Here is a 25,930-nt window from a genome sequence, read left to right as displayed (position 1 = left end):
ATAGCAGCCGGATACCACAACGGCGCGGCACCCGCTTCATTCCAGAAGGGTCTTACAAACGTAGCTGAACTCGGGGCGTTTTGCCGAAGGCGGCGAATCGGGGGCCTGTCCGACAGGCCCCCGGCGGGGTCAGGTTACCGGCCACTGGGTGAGGCGAATACCGCGCTGCGGCGCGTTCTGCGCAAAGTCGCTCAGCACCGCTTTGACATCCGGATCGAAATAGTCGGCGTTGTCATGCTCGACAATCACCACGCTCTTTTCCGGAATTTTATCCAGCAGCGCTTGCAGGCGCGGGTTATGCATAAACGTCAGGTTTTGATGAATGCGCAAGACATAGTGGTCGTCATAACGCGCCAGCTGCATGGCGTTGCGATGGCTATGCCAGAGGCTGAGCGCTATCTGGGCGGCAAGCCCGATGCCGATACCTGCCAGCATCCCGAACGCGATGATGCCAATGATGGTGGCGAGGAACGGCACCGACTGCTGCGCGCCCGCGCGGAACTGTTCCACAAAGAGGCGCGGCGTGGCGAGCTTATAGCCGGTATAGAGCAGCACCGCCGCGAGGCTCGCCAGGGGGATAGTCATCAGGACTTCACGAAACCACAGCACGCAGATGAGCAGCAGCGCGCCATGAATGAAAATCGACAGTTTGGTCTGCGCGCCAGTGCTGACGTTCACGGAACTGCGCACAATCACCGCCGTGATCGGCATTGCGCCGACCAGCCCCGAGAGCAAGTTACCCGCGCCCTGCGCCAGCATTTCACGGTTGGGCGACGGCGGCGGGTTTTGCGGGCGCAGTTTTTTCAGCGCCTCCTGGCTTAGGAGCGTTTCAAGGCTCGCCACCAGCGCCAGCGTCACGGCCACGACATACACCGACGGATTGGTAAACGCCTGCCAGGCGGGCGTCTCCAGCTCCGAAACCAGCGCGCCCAGGCTTGCGAACTCCGGTAGCGTAATCAGCGGCAGGCGGGCGAGCAGCGCGGGCGAGCTGTGGCTAAGCGCAAGCGTCGTCACGCAGCCCACCAGTACCGCGACCAGCGGGCCTGGGATCCAGGCGAGGCTTTTAACGCGCCGGATAGCTGGCGAGCCCCAGAGCGCCATCAGCAGCAGCCCGCCGACCGCGACCGCAATCGACACCGGCGAGAATGCAAAATCGCCGCTGAACACCGCCAGCAGGCTGTTTTCATCCGCCGCGCCCAGCGCCACCGGGATCTGCTGCATAATAAGCAGCAGGCCGATAGCCGCCAGCATGCCTTTAATAACGCTCCCTGGCACAAGCGAGATAAACCGCCCGGCGCGGATAAGCCCGAGCGCGATTTGCAGCACGCCCGCCAGCACCAGCGCCAGCAGAAAGGCGGAAAACGAACCCAGCGTTTCAATCGAGGCGACGACAATCGTCACCAGGCCCGCAGCGGGGCCGCTGACCGCGAACCGCGACGGGCTTAGCGCCGTGACCACCAGCCCGCCGATAATGCCGGTCAGCAGGCCGACAAACGGCGGCAGGCCGCTTGCCTGGGCGATCCCAAGGCAAAGCGGCAGCGCTACCAGGAAGACAACCACCCCCGCCAGGCTATCCTGGCGCAGCGTATTCATATTCATACCGCTTCCTCTCCCGTTTGCTCCGTCAGCATTTCCAGATGGCCGGACGCCAGGTCATACACGCAGCCGTAAACATTCAGCTCCTGGCCGCTGCGCCAGATATTGCGCACCGTGCGGGTCTGCACCAGGCGGTTGAATTGCGCGATGACGTTGGCTTCCACCAGTTGATTCAGGGTTTGTGTATCGGGCGGCGACGCATCGCGACCGGCGATATGCTGCGAGAGCGCGTCGCGCAGATGGCTGATGCGCCGCGCCAGCGATGAGGATTCATGCGCGAGCGACATTTGCGGCAACGTCAGCGCCGCCTGTACGCCGCCGCAGCCGTAATGGCCGCACACCACGATGCGTTTCACCTTCAGGTAGTGCAGCGCGTATTGCAGCACGCTCATAAAATTGTCGTCGTCCGGATCAACCATATTGGCGATATTGCGGTGTACGAACAGTTCGCCAGGGTGAGAGCCGGTAAGCACTTCCGCCGGCACGCGGCTGTCGGAACAGCCTATCCAGAGCGAGTGCGGCTGCTGCTGGTCCAGGTGTTTGCCAAAGTAATCCGGGTCCCGTTGAAGACGCTGCTGCGCCCAGCTACGGTTTTTGGCCAGAAGAGGTTTTAAGGTGGTCAAAATGCTGTCTCCATGAGGGATTCAACGAGCCGAATATCGACTGCCCGTTAAAGGCATTCTCCGTGGACTCGTTACGGCGAAATTAATAAGTAGCATTCTTCTTCGATATTTATTACTCAGGAAATTCCTATAAGAGAAATTAAAGTTTAAAGGTTTATCAGCTTTGTAAAGTTTTAAAAATTCTGGGTAAGTAAATGCGAGTGGCGATAATAGAAACAGAGAGGTAATTTATCAGGAAATGATTAGCTGGATGATAATCAGTATAGATAAGCCATTGTTATATTGTGGGTAATAAAGGCGGGCGCTTAACTTTATTTATAAATGCCTTTCACGGAAATATATCCGCTGATTCTCTTCCCAATTTCCTCATGCGTACTTCTGTTAATAAGAAATATTTATGTTTTAGGCGCAGTGCTGTCAGGTTTCTTTGGGCTGGGCGGCGGGGCTGACCGCACCCGTTGCCAGGCAGAGGATTGCGGTAAATACTCTTCTCATTTTCGCGCGGTACGCCGCTGTTAAGGCGCGCCGCGCAACATCCGACTGCTAAGGAGAACATGATGGCAGGGGAACATGGCGCGCGAACCAGCGCCTTTCAGCTGGAGGATTTCCTGAACGGCGACGTGATTGCCAGCAATGATGCCCTGCGTGACAGCGGCGCGAGTCTGGTGCAGCTTATTCGCCGCGAGCGTGATAACCCCGGCGTTACGGTGCCTGCCGTCGCGGAGCCGCTTCTGGTGTGGGTGGTGGACGGCGAGGCGCAGGTCAGCGAACGCGAGGGAGAAGGCGAGTGGCAAACCCGCCTTGCCCGCGCCGGTACGTTTTATCTCACCGCGACCGCCACGCCCTATGACATGCGCTGGACGCTGCCAGACGGCAAGCCATTTACCGTAATGCATATTTATCTGGAGCAGGCATTGCTGGATGACGCTTTCCGGCTCTGCCACGGCATCGATTATGCGCAGGGCGAGATTGACGATGTCGCTGCCGAAAGCGATCCGCATCTGGATAAACTGCTGAGCTGGTGCCAGCAGGAGATCGCGCATCCGCAGAAGGGCAGCGGCGCCGTGCTCGCGGGCGCGCTGAAAAGCCTGGCGGTCTGGCTGGTGAGGCGGTATGGCAGGCCGCGCCATCCCAACGACGCCGCGCGCCAGCATGCGCTGCCCGCCTGGAAGCTACAAAATGTGAAGCAGCATTTGCGCGCTCATCTCGCCGCGCCGTTTCATCTCCCGACGCTTGCGCAGATGTGCGCAATGAGTAACTGGCATTTCTCACGGCAGTTTAAGCAGGCGACCGGCGCATCGCCGTCGGCATGGTTTATTCAGCAGCGTATCCAGGTGGCCTGCCGCCTGTTGCGTGAAACGGCGCTGCCGGTGATTGATATCGCCTGCGAGGTGGGGTACGTCAGCCCCAGCCACTTTTCGCAGGTTTTCAGGAAGATAACCGGGATGTCGCCGGCGGCTTACCGCCGGCGTTAACGCTTAACTCACCGGCACGGTCATACCGCCGTCGGCCATCACAACCGCGCCGACGATGAAGCTGGCGCGCTCTGAGGCGAGAAAGGCGGCCACTTCGGCGATTTCGTGCGGCTGCGCCGCCCGCCCGATGGGCGCACTCTGCCCGTGCTGCGTCAGAAACTCGCGCCCGTCGTCACGGAAATGATTGAGGATATTCGTCACAACATCGCCCGCGCCAACGGCGTTGACCCGGATGCCATGCGGGATACCCTCCAGAGCGGCGGTGCGGGTAAGCTGCGCCAGCGCGCCTTTCGAGGCGGCATACGCGGCTATGCCCGGAAACGTAAAATATGACGCGTAAGACGCGATATTGACGATGGCGCCGCGACGCTGCGCCCTCATCTGTTTCATGGCCTCACGAGTGTGTAAAAACGCGCCCGTGACGTTGGTCGCCATCTGCCACTCCCACTCGTCACGGCTCAGCGCATCGACAGGTTTATAGAGAATGCGCCCGGCGTTATTAATCAGTATGTCAAGCTTACCGAAATGGCTCACCGCCAGTTCTGTGGCACGTTCCGCCGAGCCGTCTTTTGAAATATCCGCCACCAGCGGCACGATATTCTCCTGCGCCAGCGCGTTAACGTCCGGGTTAATATCTTCGGCGATAATTTTCGCGCCGCGTTCATGAAACAGCGTCACCAGCGCTTTACCAATACCGCTCGCCGCGCCCGTCACAATAACCACATTATTTTCAAATTCGTTCTGCATATTCATTGTCTGTCTCCATTGTTGTCCGGAGCGTTATTTATAAAAGACGTGGCCTGGCGTACCGTGGCGGTTTTGCTGCGGCTGTCGTGATTTTGCGTTTACTTTTATCCGGCCATGACAGCACGCGGCGAGTATGCGATGGTAGGTGGAAACATCGCGGTTAGAGCAGGAAAATAACAATGGCAGGGAATATCCTGATGTGGCTGATATCGTCAGCGTTACTGCTGGCCTATTTCTGGCGTGTCACGCTCAGGAAGCCGTTTAAAACGGTGGGTAAGCACTTTCTTATTCTGCTGGGCGTGCATCTGGCGCTCAGCGTGGGCGCGATGTCGCTCAGACAGTCCGGGCATTTTATCCCCGGCGAATACCGTTCAGCGGGCATATTGCTGATTAAAGGGTATATGCTGGCGATAGTGATTGTACTGGTGAATTTTTTCGCCGCGCTTTCCGCGCGCGGCGCGGCGAAAATGACTGACTTTCATGAAAAACATAACGCGGCCAATTTACACCGTCAGCCGCTGCGTTTTTATCTGCGCCATCAGGCGGGGATAGTCTCGGCGTACCAGTGTTTTTTTATCGCCGGCGGCGTTTTTATGCTTTGGGCGGTCTGTTTCCGCCTGGGGTTTTAAGCGGCTCGCGGCGCGGCGCGAGCCCCGGTTATTTCGCCGACTGCGCCTCGCGGCGCTCCGCCAGCAGGCGGCAGATCTCGGCGTGTTTCTCTTCGGTAAACGTAAAGCGCGACATCAACAGCAGGCGGATTAGCGAACCGATGGCGGGCAGCAGGCAGATGCCGAAAAACAGCCCATTCAGCACCGCAGGCGTCTGGCTCTGGGCCTGCGGCACATAGCCAATCAGCGTCAGGAACACGCCAATCAGCCCGCCGCCTACCGCCACTGACATCTTGCCGGTAAATGTCTGCCCGGAGAAGGTGATCGCCGCGCAGCGCCGGTGAGTGTGATACTCGGCATATTCAATAGTGTCGGCAATCATCGACGAGGTGAGAATATTGGTCATCATCACAAAGATATTGCTAAGCCCCAGCAGGATGAACAGCAAAATAGTGTGCTCAAAGCCCGCGAACCACATCACCACGCGCACGGCGATATCCAGCCCGCAGAGGATCATAAACAGCCGGCGCTTTTGCATCCGCCGCGTCAGCAGCGGTGCTATCAGGCAGACTACCGCGGCCACAATGCCGAGCACGCCAACCACCGTCTGTAAGCCTGCGTCGCCGAGGTTATAGATAAAGAAATAGATGTAAATGCCATTCGCGACGTTATGAAAAACGCAGAAAAAGAACGACATCAGAATAATAAACAGCGGCTTGTTATGGCGTAAGTTGCGGAAAGTGTCACGAATGGTGACTTTTTCCGGGCTGGGCGGCACGCGCTCTTTTACCTGCATAAAGCCGTTAATCATCAGCGGCAGACCAATCAGCATCATGACCAGCGCGCCCATGAAATAACCTTTGTCATCGCTGTAGGGGGCGAAAAAGGCGGCGAGGCGCGGAAAGAAAATACTGGCGCAGGCGATACCGGCGTTGACGCCGAGCATAGCGGCGGTCACCGCGCGGGTACGCTGCACCGAATCATTGGTCATCACCGATGACATCGACCAGAACGGAATATCGGAAATCGCATACAGCGTGCCCCATAAAATATAGGTCACTCCGGCGTAAATAATTTTGGTGGTCATGTCCGCGTCGATTTTATAAAACGACAGCAGCGTGACGCCGGTAATTAACAGCGGCGCGATGAGCATAAAGTGGCGGAACTGCCCGAAGCGGCTGTTTATGGTGTCCATAATGCTGGCAAACAGCGGATCGTGAATCGCATCCCAGGCGCGGGCTATCAGAAAAATGGTGCTCGCGGCCAGCGCTGAAATACCCAGCACGTCGGTATAGAAATAGTTAATAAACGATCCCACCAGCCCAAAGCTAAAACATTGCCCTAACCCATAGCCGAAATAGGACCAGAGTTCGCGGGACGGGATTTTCATCGTGTTTGCCATAGTCTCTGCCTTACTACCCGGCCACCGGGGCCGGGCAAAGATGTTATACAGCGGTGGATGTCACGGCGGGATGAAGGCCGATTTTGCTTAAGCGGCGTACCAGCTCGATTTCCGCCTGTGAAAAAGGAATGCCGTTTTCTTCAAACACATCGTGGAACCAGAGCCGGCAGTAGTCGGGGCTGTTTTTCATCACCACCGGCCACGGCAGCCACGTCTGGGTTTTGCCGCGCACCAGCCCCCACTGATAAGGCGCCACATTGGCGGCGTGCATCAGCGGCAACTGTTCTTCCACCGTGCTTCCGACGTGGCGCGCCAGCCACTCGGTACAAAACAGCGGGCGGCCGAGCTGCTGGAGCTGGTGGATGATAGCCACCATGCGCGCGGTGTGGGTGTAGGCGTGGAAGCTGATGACATCCGAAAGCGAGAGCGCCGCCTGGTCGAGCGGATGAGTGAAGTAGCGCTCGTTCGCCTCCTCGGCGGGCAGATGCCAGGCGCAGACGGTCAGCGGCTGGGAGGGGTTTTCCTCGCGCGCCCAGCTAAACGCCTGCGTCATCAGTTCCATCGCAAAACGTTCCAGCTTTTCGTCATACAGCACCTCTTCGGTGCCGCTTGAGAAAATGCCGCGGTTGCCGGGCTCGTTGTAGAGATCCCAGAGCAGTACGCGTGGGTCCTGACCGAAGCGGCGGAGAATATCGCGCACGTAGCGCTCCACCTGCGGCCAGGTGCTTTTATCGCACACTTTTGCGCGCCCCGGGCTCGCGGCGGCCTGGCTGTTGTGTTTGCCAGGCACCGGCGGTTTTTGCGGCCCGAGGTAAGGCTCATCGCCCGAAAACCCGCAGTCGTCCATCAAGGTGAGCATGGTGCGCAAACCGTGCGCCCCGGCAATGGCGAGAAACCGGTCGATGCGCGCGAGCAGCCCGTCGCGGTCATGTTCCCAGACGATAAACGGCAGATTGATGCGCAGCGAGTTATAGCCCGCCAGGGCCGCCCAGCCCAGCTCGCGCGTGATGGTTGGCTCGTCGAAGGTTTCCGCCTGCCAGATATCCGTCCAGTTCACCGCTGTCGAAGGCAGATAGTTAAAGCCGCACAGCCAGCCCTGATCCTGATACCACGCCTGCGCCTGCGCCTGGCTCCATTGCTGTTTCATTTATCGCTCCTTTCAGTTAATAATAATTAACTAATAAATATTAGCTGTGCGATAAACCAGCAAACCCCTGAGTGACGAAAGGAGAGGCAAGTCACAAACTGGCGGCACCGCCCGGCGTAAAACGTGACGCGCCACACAGGAGATTGCCCGTAGCGGGGCATGTCAGGTTATGATGCAGGGCTCACGACAGCGCGGGAAAAGGACGATGCGAAAAAATAAGGTGACGATGAATGATATCGCGCGCGCGGCGGGCGTCTCCCAGGCGACGGTATCGCTGGTGATTAACCAGTCCCGCAATATCAAGCTGAGTGATGAAACCCGTCAGCGGGTGATGGCTGTGGCGGCAGAGCTTGGTTACGACCGCGTCCCGGCCATCCACTCGCCGCGCAATCAGGAAGAGATCGCGCTGCTGATAAGCTCCCTGCAAAGTTTTGATCCGTTTATCGACGCCATCAGCCAGGCGCGCGAGGCCGCGTGGCGTAACCAGGTGCTGCTGACGGTTTATGACTACGGCGATGACGATGCGCTGGCGCGCGATATCATTCGCCAGCTTGAAAAGCGCAACTGCGTGGGGATTATTCTGGCCTCGCCGGTTACCGCCGTCATCGACATGTCGCCGTTTCATCAGTGCACCGCGTTACCGCTGGTGCTGCTGAACCAGAGCGCGCCGCAGTCGCCGCAGGTGCCATCTTTCGTACCGGACGATTACGCAAACGCGTATCTGCTAACACGCCATCTCATCGCCCAGGGCGCGCGACGCATCGCGCATATTACTGGCGAAGAGTGGATGGAGGCGACCCGCCAGCGGCTGGCGGGCTATCTCGCCGCGCTGAAAGAGGCGGATATCGACCCGGAGCCGGAACTTATCATGCAAACCAACTGGCAGTTCAGCGAATCGTTCCAGGCGACGCAAACGCTGCTGACGCGGACGCCGCGCCCGGAGGCTATCTTCTGCGCCAGCGACTGGCTGGCGATTGGCTGCTATCAGGCGCTGGCGACCGGCGGCGTGCGCATCCCTGACGATATGCTGGTGGCGGGGTATGACGATCAGAAAATTTCCGAGCAGCTTACGCCCGCGCTCACCAGTATTCAGTTGCCCTACAGCGAGCTTGGCCGGATGGCGGTGGAGTATTTGTGCAACGGCGAAGACGCGATAGCGCATGTCACGCTGACCGGACAGTTGCGTACGCGCCTGTCGACCTCGGCAAAGGGCGGCGCAAAATAACGGCCCCCTGAAATTTAGCGGGTACGCAAAAAGCGTTTTTTATGACAGCAAAATAAAAAGTTTATTACTGCTAAAAAAAAGCGTAGCGAAAGTAACCGATTATTTTGGGCGATCGAATAAAAAAACGGCAAGCCGTTCGAAAGACTGCGCTGACCAGAATGAATGAATAAGATAAAACTTAACCATCATCATATTTTTTCATAAAATCCGCGTTAAAAATGTCTGCGGGTTGCGAGCTTCAGCGTAAACTGCGTTTTCGCCAGGGATGCTACGTAAATACCAGACTGGAGGTGAATATGTATTCCTTTATCGCCAGGCAGCCCATCTTTGACGCTGCGCTTAATACCGTCGCGTATGAGCTGCTTTATCGCAATGGATTGACCAATACGTTTCCGATGGTGACGGAAGAATATGCCACTAACCATCTGCTGGCGGAGCAATTTCTTGTCACCCCGCTGCAACGTCTGGTGGGGCAGCACACGTCCTATATCAATTTCCCGCATGAGATGATTGTCAACGGTCTGGCGCAAACCCTCCCGGCGGAAAAAGTGGTGATTGAAATTCACCAGAACGCCGCCCCGGAACCCGAGCTGTTAAAAATGGTGCGGGAGATGTATTACAAGGGCTTTCGTTTCGCCCTGGATAACTTTCGTTTGAGTGAGGCGTGGTCAAGTTTTTTGCCGTATGTGACGGTTATTAAGTTCGATATTCAGGCATTAACGCCGGAGCAAATTTCACGTTTTATTCGTGAAAATAATATCAGTAACCGCAAATTACTGGCCGAAAAAGTCGAAACTCGCGAGCAGTTTACCCTTTACAAAGAGATGGGCTTTCAGCGTTTCCAGGGCTATTTTTATGGCGAGCCGGAAATGATTAAGACCCGTAAATTGCCGGAGCAGCAGATGTTTATTCTGCAATTGCTCAATGAAGTGGTTTTGGCCAACCCGGATATGCGCAAAATAGAAGAGCTGATAAGCCGCGATGTGGCGATCACTTACAAGCTGATGCGCTATGTCAATAATATCAAATATAAAATTAACCACCATGCCAACGCGGATGTGCTGCCTTTTCGCAATGTTCTCTATTTCCTGGGGCTTAGCGAATTGCGCCGGTTTATCGCGATCCTGGCGGTGACACACAGTAGCGAGCCTGCGGTCACCGAACTGTTTAACTACAGTCTCGCCTGCGGCCGCTTCTGTGAAATGGCCGTCGCGCAAACGGGCGCGAACGTCGATGAAAACGACGCCTTTATCGCCGGGCTCTTCTCGCGGCTGGATATTATTCTGAGCGTGCCAATGGTGGTGCTGCTTGAGCAGATAACCGTACCGGTCATCGTGCGCGAGGCGCTGTTAAACCGCAGCGGCACGCTCGGCGCGCTGTTGAATCTCTATGAAGGCTACGAGCAGAATCACTGGCAGGGCGTCACGCAGGGCATGAAACAGCTCAACATGAGCGAAGAGCAGGTCACGCAGCTGTTCCTGGAAGCGGTGGAGTGGGGCGACAGAATTATTTAAGGCTGCGCCGCAACCCGCTCCTGCCCGGTTGCGGCTAAACGTGCAACTTCAGGCATTACGCCTGTGGAACCTCGTCCAGCGAAAAGTAAATCGTCAGCCCGTGTTCGCGGGCGATCTCCACATCGCGGTCCGCGCCGCCAGAGGCGCCAGGCAGGCGCAACACCGCGTCGCATTTCGCCACCAGGCGGTGCGCGACCGGATACAAAAACCGCTCGCTTAGCGCATCGCCAGGCTTTTCGCTACCGGCAGTCCTGGAGAGCGGCAGCGCGAGCCATTCGCCAATCACCGGCACGTGGCCGCGCTCAAACAGCGCCAGCGCCGCCTGCTCAAGGCGCGCCAGGTTCTGCCGCATCAGGGTTTCATCGCCGTGGGTGCCGCTGCGCCACGGGCCCGCCACCAGAATCAGTTTGCTCATCGTCTTGTCCTTACACTAGCGCGTTCAGCGCCGCGTATTGCAGCAGCATGATGGTTTTGGCATCGACTATCTCGCCGTCGCGCACCGCGCGCAGCGCCTCGTCGAAGGGCATTTTCACGACCTCGATATCCTCGCCTTCTTCCGCGATCCCGCCGCCCGCGCCGCGTCGTCGCGCCGGATCGTATTCGCCGATAAAGAAATAGAGTTTTTCCGTCACCGAGCCGGGGCTCATGTAAGCTTCAAACACTTTCTCGACCTTCTCCACGAGATAGCCGGTCTCTTCTTCGGCCTCCGCCCGGATGCGCGCTTCAGGCTCGGCTTCATCCAGCAGGCCCGCCGCCGTTTCGGTCAGCAGCCCGTCGTAGCCGTTGATAAATACCGGCAGACGAAACTGGCGAGTGAGAATGACGCCGCGTTCAGCGCGGTTATACAGCAGAATGGTCGCCCCGTTGCCGCGGTCATAGGCTTCGCGGCTCTGTCGCTGCCACCGGCCGTCACGGCGCTGATAATCAAAGGTATATTTCTTCAGCACATACCAGTCGTCTGACAGGGTTTGCGTTTCAACAATGCGTACTTTTTCACGAACAGATGGCATGATGACGTCTCCACAGGTAGAATCGGCAACATAACGCGCATATTCGTGCATGGTCAAGAAATATCGTGCAAACAGGAAACCCGTATGCTGACGTCACAACGTAAAAAGCTCATCCTGGAAAAACTGGCGGCGGAAGGGCAGGTGCAGTCCCGGGCGCTCAGCGAGTGGTTTAACGTCTCAGAAGATACGATACGGCGCGATCTGCGCGAGCTTTCCGCCGAAGGCCGTCTGCAACGTGTGCATGGCGGCGCGCTGCCTGCGTCGGCGGCGGTGGCGGATTTCGCCGGACGCAGCCAGCTTTCGCTGGATTCCAAACGGGCGGTTGCCCGGCGCGCCGCAGCCCTGATTGAGCCTGGGCAGATTGTGATGCTTGACGGCGGCACCACCACCAGCGAGCTGGTGAAATGTTTGCCGCCAGATCTCGCTATTACCGTTATCACCCACAGCCCCGGCATCGCGCTGCTGCTGGTGGAGCACCCGCGGATTGAAGTGATCCTCATTGGCGGCCGGTTGTTTAAACATTCGATTGTCTCGGTGGGCGCGGCGGCTATCGAGGCGATGAGCCACCTGCGCGCCGACCTGTTTTTTATGGGCGTAACCGGCATTCGCGCCGACGCGGGTCTTAGCACCGGCGACTACGAAGAGGCGTGCGTGAAGCGCGCGCTGGCGTCGCGCGCCGCCGAAACGGTGGTCATGGCCTCGCGGGAAAAACTCAACGCCGCCTCCGCGTTCTGTATCGGCGATATCTCGCTTATCCATACGCTGGTGGTGGAAGGCGACACCGCCGACAGCCTGCTTGCGCCCTTCGCGGCGCAGGGCGTGACGGTGATAAAAGCGTAGCGTCGAGAGGGAATAACCCGGTCGGAAAGTGCGCATAACCGTGCAAAGCTGTCTATCCTGTGAATGACGACGCCCGAAAACGGTTATGCGGATAATTTCAGGAGGGACGGCATGAAGTTTTTTTATTTTGTTTCGTTAATTGCAGCGGCCTGTTATCTGTTTGCTTTTTTACCGCGCGCGAAAAGCGACCGCGAGCCGCTTGCTTACTGGGGATGCTGGATTTATCTGGGTGCCTCGGCGATTTACTGGGCAATTTTCGGATTAAAACACTATTTTTAATCGCTATATTAACGCGCCGGGAAATAATGCCCGGCGGATAACGCGATTTTATCGGAAAAGTAAATAGCGAGGGCATAATTCCTAAAACGTTTCTTTTTACCTGACCTCCATAATTCCATCGCTTTCTTTACAAAATTACGCTATCTTTCCGCGCGCAAAAGGCTCACTCTGACACATCGCGTTAGCGCTGTGGTTGGCAACGCGCTCAGGATTACCGTGCCGCTTTACTAATTTTCCTTTAATGACAAAGCGATACGAATTTCCGGTCGTAACATTCTTTTAAGACTGGAGCCAGTTTCTGTTAATTAAGGTTGTTATCATTAGCGGATTAAGTTTTTTTACAGCGGCGTTTTGCTGTGGTTGTCACCAGAAATTACGACGTAATAGGGTGAAGTGTTTCAGAATTAATAAAAAGACCATTTTTTATTCACATTCTGACATTACTTTATTTCAAACCGCGAGCCATTACGGCGCTTGTGCTTTTTTGGCTTCACCTGTTTTATTCTGTAGCAGGAAGGCAATATCCCTGCTGAATCATTCTCTGTCTGGTTTGTACCGCTTACGGAACGGCTTCTTTATGCGATACACCGCTGTGCATAAAGGGGCTTTATATGAATAACGTCACGCCTTTTTCCCGTGCGCTGTTGCATCCGCGCTACTGGTTTACCTGGTTTGGTCTCGGCCTGCTGTGGCTGCTGGTTCAGATGCCGCATCCGCTGTTAATGCGCCTCGGCGCGTTTCTCGGTCGTAACTCGCGCCGTTTTCTCAAGCGCCGTGAAAAAATCCTGCGCCGTAATCTTGAACTATGCTTCCCGAACTTCAGCGAGGCGCAAAAAGAACAGCTGATTCAGGAAAATTTCCTGTCGCTCGGCATGGCGCTGCTGGAAACCGGCATGGCCTGGTTCTGGTCAGATGCGCGCATCAAAAAATGGTTTAACGTCGAAGGGCTGCACCATCTGCACCAGGCGAGCGCGCAGCAGCGCGGCGTCATCGTCATCGGCGTGCATTTTATGTCGCTGGAGCTGGGCGGCCGCGTTATGGGGCTCTGTAAGCCGATGATGGCGATGTACCGCCCGCATAACAATAAAGCGATGGAGTGGGCGCAGACCAAAGGGCGCATGCGCTCCAACAAAGCGATGATCGACCGTAAAGATCTCAAAGGTATGGTGAACGCGCTCAAGCAGGGCGAAGCGGTCTGGTTCGCGCCGGATCAGGACTACGGCCCGCGCGGCAGCACCTTCGCGCCGCTGTTTGCGGTGAACAACGCCGCCACCACGCGCGGCACCTATGTGCTTTCACGCCTGAGCAACGCGGCAATGCTGACCATCGTGATGATCCGCAACCCGGATGCCAGCGGCTATAAGCTGATTATCCAGCCGGAACTGCAGGGTTACCCGCGTGAAGATGAAGCCGCTGCGGCCTGCTACATGAACAAGGTGATTGAGCGTGAAATTCTGCGTGCGCCGGAGCAGTATCTCTGGATCCACCGCCGCTTCAAAACGCGTCCGGCTGGCGAAGCGTCGCTCTATACCTGATACGCGTCATTACAGAAAGCCCCGCTCAGTGCGGGGCTTTTTTTTGGCTCAATCGTGGTTTTACCATGCCATGCAGCGCCGGGTTATCGCTCTCATCCTTGAGCTTCACGCCGGTGAGCCTGCGTAAAAATGCCTGTTCCAGCAGCCAGGCGAGCTTAAAGGCCGCCGCCTCCCAGGGCAGCCCCTCAGGGCGAATATTGGAGATGCAGTTGCGCTCGGACTCAATACGCGAGCGCTGCGGCTGCCAGGTGAGGTACACCCCGAGGCTGTCCGGCGACGAGAGGCCGGGGCGCTCGCCAATCAGGATCGCCACGGCCCGCGCGCCCAGCGCCTCGCCGATATCATCTCCCAGCGCCACCCGCGACTGATGCGCCAGCACCACCGGCGCGAGCGACAGCCCGAGCGTGTCAATATAGGGCAGCAGGGCGCGGATAAACCCGACCGACTGGCGGTGAACGGCATGGGACGACAGCCCGTCGCCAATCACCAGCAGCAGATCGACGTCGCGTTTACGCGCGCTCAGCACGGCCCGGCTCTCGTCATCCAGACGGCGACCCAGATCCGGGCGGTGCAGATAGGTGGCGCGATCGGGCGCGGCGCTGTGCACGGTCAGCGTCTCAAGCCCGAGCGCCTCCAGGGCGGTGCGCAACTGCTCGCTGTCGAAGGGCTGATGGATGGCGTCGCGCGCCTGCGCATGCGCCAGGCCGAATTTCAGCACCTCATCGGTAGGAAGGCTCGCGCCGCTGCGCCCGAGCGCGATGCGGGCATCGGTAAACTGGCGTAGCAGTTCCCAACTGTCGTGGATGCTCATACATTTTCCCCCTGCGGCAGCGCCGTCAGCAGCGGATGGTTAGTACCGGTCAGGCGCAGATCGCCCTGGGCGTTGATTATCTGCATTTTTTCAAGCCAGGCGGCGAATTCCGGTGCGTGCTTCAGGCCCAGCAGGCGACGGATGTAGAGCGCGTCGTGAAATGAGGTGCTCTGGTAATTCAGCATAATGTCGTCCGCGCCCGGCACGCCAATAAGAAACGTCAGCCCGGCGGTGGCGAGCAGCGTCAGCAGCGTGTCCATGTCATCCTGATCCGCCTCGGCATGGTTGGTGTAACAGACGTCGCAGCCGAGCGGCAGCCCCATCAGCTTGCCGCAGAAGTGATCTTCAAGCCCCGCGCGGATGATCTGTTTGCCGTCATAGAGGTATTCCGGGCCGATAAACCCCACCACGGTGTTGACCAGCAGCGGTTTAAAATGGCGCGCCACCGCGTAGGCCCGCGCCTCGCAGGTTTGCTGATCGACGCCATGATGCGCGTTTGAAGAAAGACAGCTTCCCTGGCCGGTCTCGAAATACATCACGTTGTCGCCGAGCGTGCCGCGTCCGAGACTCAGCGCCGCCTCGTGCGCCTCCTGAAGCAGCGCAAGGCTGATGCCAAAGCCGCTGTTCGCCGCCTCGGTGCCCGCCACCGACTGAAACACCAGGTCCACCGGCGCGCCGCGCTCGATAAGCTGGAGCGTGTTGGTCACATGCGTCAGCACGCAGGACTGCGTCGGGATCTCAAAACGGCTGATGACGTCATCCAGCATATAGTTGAGCCGCTCCAGCACCGGCAGGCTGTCGCTCGCCGGGTTAATGCCGACCACCGCGTCGCCGCTGCCGTAAAACAGCCCGTCGAGCATACTGGCGGCGATACCGCGCAGGTCGTCCGTCGGGTGATTCGGCTGCAAGCGCACGCTTAAATGGCCCGGAAGGCCGATGGTGTTGCGAAAGCGCGTCACCACGCGGCATTTGCTGGCGGCGAGGATCAGATCCTGATTGCGCATTAATTTGCTGACCGCCGCCGCCATCTCCGGCGTGATGCCCGGCGCCACCCGCGTCAGCGTCTCGCTGGTGGTCGATTCATCCAGCAGCCAGTCGCGAAAATCGCCGACCGTGAGATGGCTGACCGGCGCGAAGGCGTCGCGGTCATGGGTATCGATAATCAGCCGCGTCACTTCATCTTCTTCATACGGGATAACGGGGTTATCGAGGATGTCGCGCAGCGGCACGTCGGCAAGCGCCATCTTCGCCGCCATTCGCTCGGCGGCGCTTTGCGCCGCGACGCCCGCCAGCACATCGCCGGAGCGTGCCGGGGTGGCTTTCGCCAGCAGCGTTTTCAGGCTGTCGAACTGATATGTCGAATGGGTCAGCGTAGTGCGATACACAAGCGCTCCTTATGAGGCGACGCGCAGCTGGGCATCCACGGCGGCGGCGGCCCGCGCGCTGGCGGTCAGCCGGAACCACAGGTAGCCCGCCAGCATCATCACGGCGAAAATCGCGGCCAGCGCCGGGTTAAACCAGACCATCGCCACGAGGCAGATCAGGGCCATACCCAGCGCGAACGCGGGCGCCAGCGGCCAGAGCGGCGCGCGGAAAGGCCGCGCCAGATGCGGCTCGCTGCGCCGCAGCTTAAACAGCGCGGCCATCGAGACGATATACATAACAATAGCCCCAAACACCGACATAGTGACGATGCTGGCCGTGAGCGACATCCCGTTTATGGTTATCAACGAATCGGAGAAGATAGCGGCGATCCCGACAATACCGCCCGCGAGGATCGCCCGGTGCGGCGTGCGGGTACGCGGGTGAACGGTTGACAGGCTTGCCGGCAGAAAGCCTGCGCGCGCCAGAGAGAATATCTGGCGTGAATACCCCATGATGATGCCGTGAAACGACGCCACCAGGCCAAACAGGCCGAGCCACACCAGCATATGCAGCCAGCCGCTGTTGGCCCCGACGATGGTTTTCATCGCCTGCGGTAAGGGATCGTTAATATTAGCAAGCGTACGCCAGTCGCCGACGCCGCCTGCGAAGATCATCACGCCTGTCGCCAGCACCGTCAGGGTGATAATGCCGCCGCCGAGCGCGCGCGGAATGGTGCGCTGCGGATCTTTCGCTTCTTCGGCGGCCATTGAGGCGCCCTCAATGGCTAAGAAAAACCAGATGGCGAAGGGAATGGCGGCGAACATGCCCGGCAGGGCGAGGCTGCTGAAGTTCTCTGCTCCCGCCCAGCCGTGCGCGGTAAAGTGGCTCCACGAAAAGCCCGGCGCCACCACGCCCATAAAGACCAGCAGTTCGAAGATGGCGAGCAGGGTGACGATAAGCTCAAAGGTGGCGGCGATCCCGACGCCGAGAATGTTGAGCGTCATAAAGATGACGTACGCGCCGCAGGCGACCCATTTCGGGTCAAGCGACGGGAACTGCACGTTAAGATAGGCGCCGATGGCCATCGCGATGGCGGGCGGGGCGAACACAAACTCAACCAGCGTGGCGAAGCCCGCGATAAACCCGCCGGTGGGGCCAAAGGCCCGGCAGGCGTAAGCGAACGGCCCGCCCGCGTGCGGGATGGCGGTCGTCAGTTCGGTAAAGCTGAAGATAAACGCGCAATACATAGCGGCAATCGCCAGCGCCACCACCAGAAAACCCATCGTGCCTGCCTGAGACCAGCCATAGCTCCAGCCGAAGTGTTCGCCGGAAATCACCAGCCCCACCGCGATGCCCCACAGCCGGAAACTGCCCAGCGTGCGTTTTAACCCTGCCTGCTGTTCGCTCATACCTCACCTCGTAAGATACCGGATAGACCGGATGAGCGCTGCAAAGAGCGTACCAGCCGCGCAGGCCCGCATGGCGCGGGGGCGGGCGGGTCCGGCTGCGCCAGCGTGGTGCTGATAGTGCGCTGCTTTGGTGAAACGTGCGGCAGGCTTTGAAAAAGCGCGCAGGGTATGTGTTAATAACATTTTATTTACATGTGGAGCCGTCACGATGGCCGGGACCGCCGTAGCTTTTTCATTTCGCGAGGTCATGCAACAGCGCGCGCAGGAGAACGCGCTGCGGCTGGATGCGGATCAGACGCAGCTGGTCGCGGCGCTGGATGCGCTGGCGGCCCCGCGGCTGGCGGGCGGAGCGCGTTTCGCCGGGCTCTATGTCTGGGGCAGGCCCGGGCGCGGTAAAAGTTTTATCGTCGATAACTTTTTTGCCTCGCTGCCTCTCGCCGCGAAAAAGCGCGCCCACTTTCATGGCTTTTTTCGCGAACTGCATCAGCGGATGATGCACCAGCCGCTGGAGGCGGCGCTGCGCGCGCTGCTCGGCGACGCGCGGCTGCTCTGCTTTGACGAGTTTCACCTGCACGATCCGGGCGATGCGATGCTCGCGAAAAAGCTGCTGGAGGTGGCGCTCTCGATGAATATCACCCTTATCCTCACCTCCAACTATTCGCCGCGCGAACTGCTGGCGCATCCGCTGTATCACGAGCTTTTCGTGCCGTCGATTGCGCTTATCGAACGCGAAATGACAATTTTCGCGCTGAACGGCGAGCGCGATTATCGTCTCATGGCCGGGAGCGACGCCGGGCTGTTCAGCCAGGGCGCGTGGCTGCGCCCCGGTACGCCCGCCCAACGCGACGCCTGCGGGCTGCCTGGCGCCTGCGGCGAATTTGCCGTTGCGGCGGGGTATCACACGTTTTACGCCGTCTCGCCGCCGGGCGAAATATTACATTTTACGTTTGCGGGCTTATGCGAAGCGCCGACGGCGGTAATGGATTATTTAACGCTCTGTGAATCGTATTCCTGCTGGTTTATTGACGCGGTGCCGTTGCTCGCTAATGTAAATCCGGCCGCCCAGCAGCGGTTTATTAATCTTATTGATGTGCTTTATGATAAGCAGAGGCAGTTATTTGTTTCCAGCGCCTATGGCGTGACGGATATTATTCACGGGGTGGAACTTGACGATATCGGGCGCACCGCCAGCCGGCTTTCGCAATTACCGGTAATACAGATTCCTGTTACGGGTTAACGGAATAATAAAGCGCGCGCGTATTAAGAAAATAAATAATGAATGGTAATGAAAAAAAGGGTGCCTGAGAGGCATAAAACCGCCAGCCAAATCGCGGGGATTGCTCCCCGCGTCAGACGCTTACTCTCTGGATTTACAAGCCAGTGAAGCGACAACTTCCATGCTCGCGCCCCGCAAGCGCAGCTCGCAAAGCGTTTCCCGTGAGAGGGTGGTGAACATTAATACCGTCACGCAGACAATAATAACGCACCAGATAAAAGTATTGTCCTTCATAGCCATTCTCCTTGCCGTGAGGCGAGTAAGAGGCTAACATATGAACTGTCGGGTTCATGTGTCGGCCTCGGGTTAAGTTAATTAACTCGGGGCCTTCATCTTTTTGGGAACCTGCACAATGCCTGAAACCAAAAAGCTTCAGGCACCCGCCGCGAATAATACGCTTCTTTTATCCTGGTAAAATCTTTTCCTTTTTTGGTTTCTTTAAAAGTCACCCGAGTGAATATTCACTTCGCTTTGGCGCCGCGAATATTCACATTAGGGGTTCCTGTTATTCTTTTTCTTATTTATTGCTGACAGCGATTAGCCACGGCCCGCCAGAGCAAGGCCGCGACGCTGACGACCCGCAGGCGCGGCGTCAGGGGCGCTCATCGTCGTGCGCGGCGTGGATTTTGCCGCGAAAGATCCAGAAGCCCCAGCTGTTATAGATAAGCGTGACGGGCACGAAAACGCCGAAAGCCATCAGCATCAGCTTTTGCGTGGCGGGCGGGGCGGCGGCCTGCGTGAGCAGCAGTTTCGGCGGCAGAATAAACGGAAACACAGCGAGCAGCATCGCGCCGAACGCGGCGATGAACAGCAGCAGCGTCATCGCGAGCGGCAGAAAATCGCGCTGCTGGCGCAGCGCCAGGCCGAGCCCGGCGAAGGCCAGCAGCCCTGTTGCCGCAAGCGGCCCGCTCCACGCCCACGCCTGCAAATGCAGCCGGTAGCTTTCAGTAAGCTGCACCGTCCAGATAAGCAACCCGGCCAGCAGCGCGGCGGTGAGCGGCGCAAGCCACATCGCCTGATGCCGCGCCCGGATACTGAGCCCGCCTTCGCCGCGCCAGATAAGCCAGCAGGCGCCGAGCAGCGCGTACCCGGCGCTGAGCGCTATCGCGCAGTACACCGAAAACGGCGACAGCCAGTCCATCGCGCTGCCGGTGAACCGCGCGCCGTCATGCGTGATCCCTTCCATCCACGCGCCCATTGTCGCGCCCTGGCTCAACGAGGTTAGCCAGGAGCCGCCAATAAACAGCGCGTCGAAGAGCCGCGGGCGCAGATGACGGTACTCAATCGCCATACCGCGCACAATCATCGCCAGCAGCATGATATAGACCGGCAGGTAGAGCGCGCTGTAAAGCATGCTGAAGGCGACGGGGAACATCGCCAGCAGCGCGCCGGCGGTCAGCACCAGCCAGGTTTCGTTGCCGTCCCAGACCGGCAGCAGCGAAATATTCATCTGCTGGCGCGCCTGCGGCGGATGAAACGGCGCGAGCAGCCCGACGCCGAGATCCGCGCCGTCGAGCAGGACATAAATCAGCACGCCCGCCGCGAGCGCCCCGGCGCAGAGCAGCGTTAACAGCGGCAGGGAAAGCAGCAGTTCAGTCATTGGTTCTCCCTCGCAGGCTGTGCGGCACGATGCCGCCGCCGGTTTGCGCCGCCACGGCCGGGTTGGCGTCAGGCTCGTCGTCGCCCGGCGGTTTTGCGAGCAGGCGCAGCATAAACCACAGGCCCAGGCCGAACACCAGCAGATAGACCGCGACAATCGCGCCGAATGACCCGAGCACCAGCGAAGGGGCTACAGGCGAGGCGCTGTCGCGGGTCAGCAACTGCCCGTAGATGGTCCACGGCTGGCGGCCCGTTTCCGTCACCACCCAGCCTGCCAGCATCGCGATAACACCCGCAGGCGCCATCGCCACCATGCTTCGTTGCAGCCAGCGCGCCTCCCACAACCGGCCACGCAGCCGCACCACCAGACCGGCCACACCAAAGAAAATCATCAGAACGCCGAGCCCGACCATCGCGCGAAACGCGAAAAACACGCCCGGCACCCACGGCAGTTCATCCTGCGGATATTGATTGAGGCTATGGATCACGCCGGTAAGGTTATGGCGCAGATAGAGCGAGCCTGCGGACGGGATCGCCACTTCCACATGGTTGCGCCGCGCTTCCATATCCGGAATAGCAAACAGCCGCAGCGGCTCGCCTTCGCCGGGCGGCGGCGGGTTCCAGCTGCCTTCCATCGCCGCCAGTTTCACCGGCTGGTGGTCGCGGGTGTTGGCGCCGTGCAGGTCGCCCACCACCGCCTGTAAAGGGGCGAGCGCGAGCAACAGCCACAGCCCCCAGGAAAACATCCGTCGCGCGCCCGGTTGTTGCGGGCGTTTTAGCAGATGCCACGCGCCGACGGCGGCTACCAGGCACGCCGTGGCGAGCAGCGCGGCGATGGACATATGGATAAGCCGGAAGGGAAACGACGGGTTAAAAATCACGGCCCACCAGTCGACGGGCTGAAAGCGGCCATCAGGGCCGATACTAAAACCGGCGGGCGTCTGCATCCACGAGTTCGCGGCGAGTATCCAGAAGGCGCTGAACAGGGAGCCTGCCGCCACCACGCAGGTGGCGAGAAAGTGCACCCACGGGCGCACCTTGCCCATGCCGAACAGCACCACGCCCATAAACCCCGCTTCGAGGAAAAACGCCACCAGCACTTCCATGTACATCAGCGGCCCGATCACGGCGCCGGCGCGGCTGGAAAGTTCTCCCCAGTTAGCGCCGAACTGAAACTCCATCAGCACGCCGGTCACCACGCCGATCGCGACATTCAGCGCGAACACCTTGCTCCAGTATGTATAGAGATCCAGATAAATACGCTGCCTGCGCCACAGCCAAAGGCCCTCCAGCAGCATCAGCCACTGCGCGAGGCCAATCGTCAGCGCCGCCAGTACGATATGAAACCCGATGGTGAAGGCAAACTGGCTACGCGCCAGCAGCAGCGCGGTTTCCGGACTTATCATGAACACTCCGTTAAAGCAGGCGACGCGCGCTTTACCGGAAAAGCGGCGCGCGAAAAGGCGAGGTCAGGGGTGGTTTAAAGGTAGCCCGCCGGGGCGAGCCTGACCAGGCGGAGTATTCATATCAGCAATTTATTCTCCCCTGGCAGGGCGGCGTCTGAAACAGGGGGCATCCCTAACCTGCTGACAACGTGACGGCTTTTGCAATTTGCACGGCTTCCCGGTATAACGTTTATCTATGGATGTTTAGACGTCTGAACGTATAGAAGGGTTTATGCAGGAATCGCAGCAGTTACAACGCACCATGAAGGCCCGTCATCTGGTCATGCTCTCGCTGGGAGGCGTTATCGGCACCGGGCTGTTTTTTAATACCGGCTATATTATCTCCACTACGGGTGCGGCGGGCACGCTGCTGGCGTATCTTATCGGCGCGCTGGTGGTGTGGCTGGTGATGCAGTGCCTCGGCGAGCTTGCCGTCGCCATGCCCGAGACCGGCGCGTTCCACGTGTATGCCGCGCGCTATTTAGGTCCGGCGACCGGCTATACCGTCGCCTGGCTTTACTGGCTCACCTGGACGGTGGCGCTCGGCTCAAGCTTTACCGCCGCCGGATTCTGTATGCAGTACTGGTTCCCGCAGGTGCCGGTGTGGGTCTGGTGTCTGGTCTTCTGCGTCGTGATTTTCTCGCTCAACGTCTTCTCCACGCGCCTGTTCGCCGAGGGCGAATTCTGGTTTTCGCTTATTAAAGTCATCACCATCGTGGCATTTATCGTGCTGGGCGGGGCGGCGATGTTCGGCATTCTGCCGATGAAAGACGGCTCGCCCGCGCCGCTGTTTCATAACCTCACCGCCGCAGGCTGGTTCCCTGCCGGAACGCTGCCTATCCTGATGACGATGGTGGCGGTGAACTTCGCGTTTTCCGGCACTGAGCTTATTGGCATCGCGGCGGGAGAGACCGAAAACCCGCAGCAGGCGGTGCCGGTGGCGATTCGCACCACCATCGTGCGGCTGGTGATTTTCTTTCTCGGCACCGTGCTGGTGCTGGCGGCGCTGATCCCGATGGATCAGGCGGGCGTGGTGAAAAGCCCGTTCGTGCTGGTGTTTGAGAAAATCGGCATCCCGTATGCCGCCGATATCATTAATTTTGTCATTCTTACCGCTATCCTTTCTGCGGCCAACTCGGGCCTGTACGCCTCAGGGCGGATGCTCTGGTCGCTGTCTAACGAGCGCACGCTGCCGCGCGGTTTCTCGCGCCTGACGCGCCGCGGCGTGCCGCTGACGGCGCTGACCGTAAGTATGCTCGGCGGCGTGCTGGCACTCTTTTCAAGCATTGTGGCGCCGGATACCGTTTTTGTGGCGCTGTCGGCGATTTCCGGTTTTGCGGTGGTGGCGGTGTGGCTCAGCATCTGCGCCGCGCACTTTATGTTCCGCCGTCGTCATCTGGCTGAAGGTCGTGCGCCGGAAGAACTGCACTATCGCGCGCCCTGGTACCCGCTGACGCCGATCCTCGGCTTCGTGCTCTGCCTTATCGCCTGCGTGGGGCTGGCGTTCGACCCGAGCCAGCGTATCGCGCTGTGGTGCGGGCTGCCGTTTGTCGCGTTCTGCTACGGCGCGTATTATCTGACACACTTTTTCCGCACGCGCCGCCATGAGGAGCCTCGCCATGTCGCTGAATAACCCGTTATCCCTTCTATTAAGCCAGCGGCCATTTGTGGTGCTGGACGGCGCGCTCGCGACTGAGCTTGAGGCGCGCGGCTGCAATCTCGCGGACAGCCTGTGGTCGGCGAAAGTGCTGATGGAGCAGCCGGAGCTGATTTACGCGGTGCATCTTGATTACTTCCGCGCCGGGGCGCAGTGCGCCATTACCGCGAGCTATCAGGCGACGCCTGCCGGTTTCGCCGCGCGCGGACTTGACGAGGCGCAGTCGCGCGCGCTGATTGCGCGAAGCGTTGAGCTGGCGCGTCAGGCGCGTGAGGATTTCCTCAAAGAACAGCCGGAGGCCGGGCCGCTACTGGTGGCGGGCTCCGTCGGGCCGTATGGCGCTTTTCTGGCGGATGGCTCGGAATACCGCGGTGACTATCAGCTGACTGAAGCGGAATTCGCGGCGTTCCATCGCCCGCGCGTGGAAGCATTGCTCGCGGCGGGCGTGGATCTGCTGGCGTGCGAAACGCTGCCGTCGCTTGCCGAGGCCCGCGCGCTCGCCGTGCTGCTGGCGCAGTACCCGCAGGCCCGCGCCTGGTTCTCGTTTACGCTGCGCGACAGCGAGCATATCAGCGACGGCTCGCCGCTCGCCGACGTGGCGGCGGCGCTGGCGTCCTGTTCGCAGATTGTGGCGCTCGGCATCAATTGCGTACCGCTGGACGACGCCACCGCCGCGCTGACGCGCCTGCATAACGCCACGCCGCTGCCGCTGGTGGTTTACCCTAACTCAGGCGAGCAGTATGACGCGGTCAGTAAAACCTGGCGTCACGACGGACACGCCTGTCATACGCTGGCGCACCATCTCGACGCCTGGCGTGACGCAGGCGCGGCGCTCATCGGCGGCTGTTGTCGCACCACGCCTGCGGATATCGCGGCGCTGCGTGTGCAGCGTTGAGCATGATTGCCGGGGGGCGCTTCGCTTACCCGGCCTACAAAATATGGAGCAGGCAGGGCGGGTAAGCGCACCCGCCGTTTCCGGCTTCACCCGTCAGGTGAAGAGAGCGGGGCGCATATGAAAGCCTGGTGAAATCGTTCCGTTCGCCATCACGTCGCGTTTATATGCGTGTCTTTCTCACGCGAACGTGCAAAGGGGGCTCGCCGCCGCCCCCTTTGCCATCCCGGCTCCCGGCGGAAAATCGCCCCGGTGGGCCGATTTTTTTTTAGCCGGAGCAAACCCCCTTTCCCTGACGTTTTCTGCGCAGTAGGGCGGGTAAGCGCGCCCGCCATCCCGCACATCGCCCTCCATAGCGCACAAAATTAACTATCCATTACCGCTTTTTTTCTAAAAACGATTCGGCATGAGCGATGCCTTTTTATTCCTTTATCAAACGCCGCCTGCCGGAAATACTCCCCCATAACAAAAGAAGGGGAGCAGAGACTATGGCAATTTCATCGCGCATTATCTTGTCAGGCGCACTGGCGCTATGGGCATTTCAGGCGCAGGCGGTAGACGTCACCGTCGCGTATCAGACCTCCGCCGAACCGGCGAAAGTGGCGCAGGCGGACAATACCTTTGAGAAAGAGAGCGGTGCGAAGGTCGACTGGCGTAAATTCGACAGCGGCGCAAGCGTGGTGCGCGCGCTTGCCTCAGGCGATGTCCAGATAGGCAATATCGGCTCCAGCCCGCTCGCCGTGGCGGCAAGCCAGAATCTCCCCATCGAAGTCTTCCTGCTCGCCTCGCAGCTCGGTAATTCCGAAGCGCTGGTGGTGAAAAAATCGATTCGCACGCCTCACGATCTTATCGGCAAACGCATCGCGGTGCCGTTTATCTCCACCACCCACTACAGCCTGCTCGCGGCTCTGAAACACTGGGGCATCAAACCGGATCAGCTACAGATTGTGAATCTCCAGCCGCCCGCGATCATTGCCGCCTGGCAGCGGGGCGATATTGATGGCGCTTACGTCTGGGCGCCTGCCGTTAACGCGCTTGAAAAAGAGGGCGTCGTGCTGACCGACTCTTCTGAAGTCGGGAAATGGGGCTCGCCGACGCTTGATGTCTGGGTCGTGCGCAAGGACTTCGCCGAGAAACACCCGGAGGTGGTCACAGCCTTTGCCCGCAGCGCGCTGGCGGCCCAGCGCGGTTACATCGACGACCCGCAGGGCTGGCTGAAACAGCCGGCGCATCTGGAAAAGCTGTCGCGCTTAAGCGGTGTGCCGCAAAGCGATGTGCCGGGGCTGGTGCAGGGGAATACCTATCTCACCGCGAGCCAGCAGGTGGAGCAGCTTAACGGGCCGGTAAATCAGGCGATTATCGACACCGCCGCGTTTTTGAAAGCGCAGGGCAAAGTGGCGCAGGCCGGGCAGGATTACCGCGCGTTCGTGACCGACCGCTTTGTGAAGCCGCTGGCTCAGCCGTAAGGGGGCGCG

General features: G+C 59.3%; 24 protein-coding genes. 11 read left to right on the top strand and 13 right to left on the bottom strand.

Annotation, left to right across the window (positions count from 1 at the left end):
* Positions 1 to 129: 129 nt before the first annotated feature.
* Entirely contained in the window at positions 130 to 1,593 is a 1,464-nt protein-coding gene (locus tag BJP61_RS16835) for a SulP family inorganic anion transporter (RefSeq protein ID WP_161580969.1), read from the bottom strand.
* A gap of 2 nt (positions 1,594 to 1,595) precedes the next feature.
* Positions 1,596 to 2,219 carry a carbonic anhydrase gene (locus BJP61_RS16830; RefSeq protein WP_038864447.1) on the bottom strand — a complete coding sequence of 208 codons (624 nt, stop codon included), beginning with the start codon at positions 2,217 to 2,219 and terminating at the stop codon, positions 1,596 to 1,598.
* Positions 2,220 to 2,773: 554 nt separating this feature from the next.
* Between BJP61_RS16830 and BJP61_RS16825 the strand changes: the two genes are divergently transcribed.
* The gene (locus BJP61_RS16825; RefSeq protein WP_171998757.1) at positions 2,774 to 3,694 is read left to right on the top strand and encodes an AraC family transcriptional regulator; all 921 of its coding nucleotides are present in this window, start codon (positions 2,774 to 2,776) and stop codon (positions 3,692 to 3,694) included.
* 3 nt (positions 3,695 to 3,697) lie between these two features.
* Here BJP61_RS16825 and BJP61_RS16820 read toward each other — a convergent pair whose 3' ends face one another.
* On the bottom strand, positions 3,698 to 4,447 hold the full coding sequence (locus BJP61_RS16820) for an SDR family oxidoreductase (RefSeq protein WP_171998755.1): 750 nt from the start codon (positions 4,445 to 4,447) through the stop codon (positions 3,698 to 3,700).
* A 173-nt stretch (positions 4,448 to 4,620) separates the two neighbouring features.
* Here BJP61_RS16820 and BJP61_RS16815 point away from each other — a divergent pair, with 173 nt between their 5' ends.
* On the top strand, positions 4,621 to 5,070 hold the full coding sequence (locus BJP61_RS16815) for a hypothetical protein (RefSeq protein WP_038864568.1): 450 nt from the start codon (positions 4,621 to 4,623) through the stop codon (positions 5,068 to 5,070).
* Between the two features lie 28 nt (positions 5,071 to 5,098).
* Here the strand turns inward: BJP61_RS16815 and BJP61_RS16810 are convergent, their stop codons facing one another.
* A complete protein-coding gene (locus tag BJP61_RS16810) occupies positions 5,099 to 6,451 on the bottom strand; it encodes an MFS transporter (protein ID WP_050568179.1) in 1,353 nt (450 codons plus the stop codon).
* A 43-nt stretch (positions 6,452 to 6,494) separates the two neighbouring features.
* On the bottom strand, positions 6,495 to 7,598 hold the full coding sequence (locus tag BJP61_RS16805) for a cellulase family glycosylhydrolase (RefSeq protein WP_171998752.1): 1,104 nt from the start codon (positions 7,596 to 7,598) through the stop codon (positions 6,495 to 6,497).
* Between the two features lie 205 nt (positions 7,599 to 7,803).
* On the opposite strand from BJP61_RS16805, the gene BJP61_RS16800 reads away from it, so the two are divergent.
* A complete protein-coding gene (locus BJP61_RS16800) occupies positions 7,804 to 8,823 on the top strand; it encodes a LacI family DNA-binding transcriptional regulator (protein WP_075194010.1) in 1,020 nt (339 codons plus the stop codon).
* A gap of 296 nt (positions 8,824 to 9,119) precedes the next feature.
* A complete protein-coding gene (locus BJP61_RS16795; protein WP_171998750.1) occupies positions 9,120 to 10,337 on the top strand; it encodes an HDOD domain-containing protein in 1,218 nt (405 codons plus the stop codon).
* Between the two features lie 55 nt (positions 10,338 to 10,392).
* Here the strand turns inward: BJP61_RS16795 and BJP61_RS16790 are convergent, their stop codons facing one another.
* Together BJP61_RS16790 and BJP61_RS16785 are read right to left on the bottom strand one after the other, a co-directional pair.
* Positions 10,393 to 10,752: an NUDIX hydrolase gene (locus tag BJP61_RS16790; RefSeq protein ID WP_075194011.1), complete on the bottom strand. Its 360-nt coding sequence runs from the start codon at positions 10,750 to 10,752 to the stop codon at positions 10,393 to 10,395.
* A gap of 10 nt (positions 10,753 to 10,762) precedes the next feature.
* Positions 10,763 to 11,347 (bottom strand): NUDIX domain-containing protein, encoded by a 585-nt coding sequence (locus BJP61_RS16785; RefSeq protein WP_038864441.1) that lies wholly within the window; start codon positions 11,345 to 11,347, stop codon positions 10,763 to 10,765.
* An 84-nt stretch (positions 11,348 to 11,431) separates the two neighbouring features.
* Here BJP61_RS16785 and BJP61_RS16780 point away from each other — a divergent pair, with 84 nt between their 5' ends.
* The 3 genes from BJP61_RS16780 to lpxP all read left to right on the top strand — a co-directional run bounded on the left by BJP61_RS16780 (position 11,432) and on the right by lpxP (position 14,001).
* A complete protein-coding gene (locus BJP61_RS16780) occupies positions 11,432 to 12,187 on the top strand; it encodes a DeoR/GlpR family DNA-binding transcription regulator (RefSeq protein WP_075194012.1) in 756 nt (251 codons plus the stop codon).
* Positions 12,188 to 12,298: 111 nt separating this feature from the next.
* The gene (locus tag BJP61_RS16775; protein WP_171998749.1) at positions 12,299 to 12,466 is read left to right on the top strand and encodes a hypothetical protein; all 168 of its coding nucleotides are present in this window, start codon (positions 12,299 to 12,301) and stop codon (positions 12,464 to 12,466) included.
* A gap of 611 nt (positions 12,467 to 13,077) precedes the next feature.
* Positions 13,078 to 14,001, top strand: coding sequence for a kdo(2)-lipid IV(A) palmitoleoyltransferase (gene lpxP, locus BJP61_RS16770; protein WP_038864438.1), 924 nt, complete (start codon positions 13,078 to 13,080; stop codon positions 13,999 to 14,001).
* Positions 14,002 to 14,026: 25 nt separating this feature from the next.
* Here the strand turns inward: lpxP and eutC are convergent, their stop codons facing one another.
* The 3 genes from eutC to eat are packed head-to-tail and all read right to left on the bottom strand — an operon-like array spanning position 14,027 to position 17,586.
* Positions 14,027 to 14,812 carry an ethanolamine ammonia-lyase subunit EutC gene (eutC, locus tag BJP61_RS16765; protein WP_171998747.1) on the bottom strand — a complete coding sequence of 262 codons (786 nt, stop codon included), beginning with the start codon at positions 14,810 to 14,812 and terminating at the stop codon, positions 14,027 to 14,029.
* Positions 14,809 to 16,197, bottom strand: coding sequence for an ethanolamine ammonia-lyase subunit EutB (locus BJP61_RS16760; RefSeq protein WP_171998745.1), 1,389 nt, complete (start codon positions 16,195 to 16,197; stop codon positions 14,809 to 14,811). Before BJP61_RS16760 ends, eutC begins: the two co-directional genes overlap by 4 nt.
* Before the next feature lie 9 nt (positions 16,198 to 16,206).
* Complete coding sequence (eat, locus tag BJP61_RS16755; RefSeq protein WP_171998743.1) at positions 16,207 to 17,586, bottom strand: ethanolamine permease; 1,380 nt, start codon at positions 17,584 to 17,586, stop codon at positions 16,207 to 16,209.
* A gap of 208 nt (positions 17,587 to 17,794) precedes the next feature.
* On the opposite strand from eat, the gene zapE reads away from it, so the two are divergent.
* Positions 17,795 to 18,823, top strand: a complete 1,029-nt coding sequence (gene zapE, locus BJP61_RS16750; protein ID WP_171998741.1) for a cell division protein ZapE — start codon at positions 17,795 to 17,797, stop codon at positions 18,821 to 18,823.
* A gap of 120 nt (positions 18,824 to 18,943) precedes the next feature.
* Here zapE and BJP61_RS16745 read toward each other — a convergent pair whose 3' ends face one another.
* From BJP61_RS16745 to BJP61_RS16735, 3 genes are all read right to left on the bottom strand, one after another.
* The gene (locus BJP61_RS16745) at positions 18,944 to 19,096 is read right to left on the bottom strand and encodes a Hok/Gef family protein (protein ID WP_081642088.1); all 153 of its coding nucleotides are present in this window, start codon (positions 19,094 to 19,096) and stop codon (positions 18,944 to 18,946) included.
* 358 nt (positions 19,097 to 19,454) lie between these two features.
* Positions 19,455 to 20,462 (bottom strand): cytochrome d ubiquinol oxidase subunit II, encoded by a 1,008-nt coding sequence (locus BJP61_RS16740; protein ID WP_075194018.1) that lies wholly within the window; start codon positions 20,460 to 20,462, stop codon positions 19,455 to 19,457.
* Positions 20,455 to 21,867: a cytochrome ubiquinol oxidase subunit I gene (locus tag BJP61_RS16735; RefSeq protein WP_161579262.1), complete on the bottom strand. Its 1,413-nt coding sequence runs from the start codon at positions 21,865 to 21,867 to the stop codon at positions 20,455 to 20,457. Before BJP61_RS16735 ends, BJP61_RS16740 begins: the two co-directional genes overlap by 8 nt.
* Positions 21,868 to 22,138: 271 nt before the next feature.
* On the opposite strand from BJP61_RS16735, the gene mmuP reads away from it, so the two are divergent.
* From mmuP to tauA, 3 genes are all read left to right on the top strand, one after another.
* Positions 22,139 to 23,539, top strand: coding sequence for an S-methylmethionine permease (mmuP, locus tag BJP61_RS16730; protein ID WP_171998739.1), 1,401 nt, complete (start codon positions 22,139 to 22,141; stop codon positions 23,537 to 23,539).
* Entirely contained in the window at positions 23,526 to 24,458 is a 933-nt protein-coding gene (gene mmuM, locus BJP61_RS16725) for a homocysteine S-methyltransferase (RefSeq protein WP_161580963.1), read from the top strand. The genes mmuP and mmuM overlap by 14 nt, the downstream gene beginning before the upstream one ends.
* A 485-nt stretch (positions 24,459 to 24,943) precedes the next feature.
* A complete protein-coding gene (gene tauA, locus BJP61_RS16720) occupies positions 24,944 to 25,921 on the top strand; it encodes a taurine ABC transporter substrate-binding protein (protein ID WP_038864424.1) in 978 nt (325 codons plus the stop codon).
* The last annotated feature ends 9 nt before the right edge of the window (positions 25,922 to 25,930 follow it).

It is taken from the genome of Cronobacter sp. JZ38 (assembly GCF_008932145.1).
Classification (GTDB): domain Bacteria; phylum Pseudomonadota; class Gammaproteobacteria; order Enterobacterales; family Enterobacteriaceae; genus Cronobacter; species Cronobacter muytjensii.
This window is presented reverse-complemented; position numbering and strand designations above follow the sequence as displayed.

Coding starts and splice junctions, on each gene's coding strand:
- BJP61_RS16835 (WP_161580969.1), bottom strand. CDS start 1,593: ATGAATACGCTGCGCCAGGATAGCCTGGCGGGGGTGGTTGTCTTCCTG.
- BJP61_RS16825 (WP_171998757.1), top strand. CDS start 2,774: ATGATGGCAGGGGAACATGGCGCGCGAACCAGCGCCTTTCAGCTGGAG.
- BJP61_RS16820 (WP_171998755.1), bottom strand. CDS start 4,447: ATGAATATGCAGAACGAATTTGAAAATAATGTGGTTATTGTGACGGGC.
- BJP61_RS16815 (WP_038864568.1), top strand. CDS start 4,621: ATGGCAGGGAATATCCTGATGTGGCTGATATCGTCAGCGTTACTGCTG.
- BJP61_RS16810 (WP_050568179.1), bottom strand. CDS start 6,451: ATGGCAAACACGATGAAAATCCCGTCCCGCGAACTCTGGTCCTATTTC.
- BJP61_RS16805 (WP_171998752.1), bottom strand. CDS start 7,598: ATGAAACAGCAATGGAGCCAGGCGCAGGCGCAGGCGTGGTATCAGGAT.
- BJP61_RS16800 (WP_075194010.1), top strand. CDS start 7,804: ATGCGAAAAAATAAGGTGACGATGAATGATATCGCGCGCGCGGCGGGC.
- BJP61_RS16795 (WP_171998750.1), top strand. CDS start 9,120: ATGTATTCCTTTATCGCCAGGCAGCCCATCTTTGACGCTGCGCTTAAT.
- BJP61_RS16790 (WP_075194011.1), bottom strand. CDS start 10,752: ATGAGCAAACTGATTCTGGTGGCGGGCCCGTGGCGCAGCGGCACCCAC.
- BJP61_RS16785 (WP_038864441.1), bottom strand. CDS start 11,347: ATGCCATCTGTTCGTGAAAAAGTACGCATTGTTGAAACGCAAACCCTG.
- BJP61_RS16780 (WP_075194012.1), top strand. CDS start 11,432: ATGCTGACGTCACAACGTAAAAAGCTCATCCTGGAAAAACTGGCGGCG.
- BJP61_RS16775 (WP_171998749.1), top strand. CDS start 12,299: ATGAAGTTTTTTTATTTTGTTTCGTTAATTGCAGCGGCCTGTTATCTG.
- lpxP (WP_038864438.1), top strand. CDS start 13,078: ATGAATAACGTCACGCCTTTTTCCCGTGCGCTGTTGCATCCGCGCTAC.
- eutC (WP_171998747.1), bottom strand. CDS start 14,812: ATGAGCATCCACGACAGTTGGGAACTGCTACGCCAGTTTACCGATGCC.
- eat (WP_171998743.1), bottom strand. CDS start 17,586: ATGAGCGAACAGCAGGCAGGGTTAAAACGCACGCTGGGCAGTTTCCGG.
- zapE (WP_171998741.1), top strand. CDS start 17,795: ATGGCCGGGACCGCCGTAGCTTTTTCATTTCGCGAGGTCATGCAACAG.
- BJP61_RS16745 (WP_081642088.1), bottom strand. CDS start 19,096: ATGAAGGACAATACTTTTATCTGGTGCGTTATTATTGTCTGCGTGACG.
- BJP61_RS16740 (WP_075194018.1), bottom strand. CDS start 20,462: ATGACTGAACTGCTGCTTTCCCTGCCGCTGTTAACGCTGCTCTGCGCC.
- BJP61_RS16735 (WP_161579262.1), bottom strand. CDS start 21,867: ATGATAAGTCCGGAAACCGCGCTGCTGCTGGCGCGTAGCCAGTTTGCC.
- mmuP (WP_171998739.1), top strand. CDS start 22,139: ATGCAGGAATCGCAGCAGTTACAACGCACCATGAAGGCCCGTCATCTG.
- mmuM (WP_161580963.1), top strand. CDS start 23,526: ATGTCGCTGAATAACCCGTTATCCCTTCTATTAAGCCAGCGGCCATTT.
- tauA (WP_038864424.1), top strand. CDS start 24,944: ATGGCAATTTCATCGCGCATTATCTTGTCAGGCGCACTGGCGCTATGG.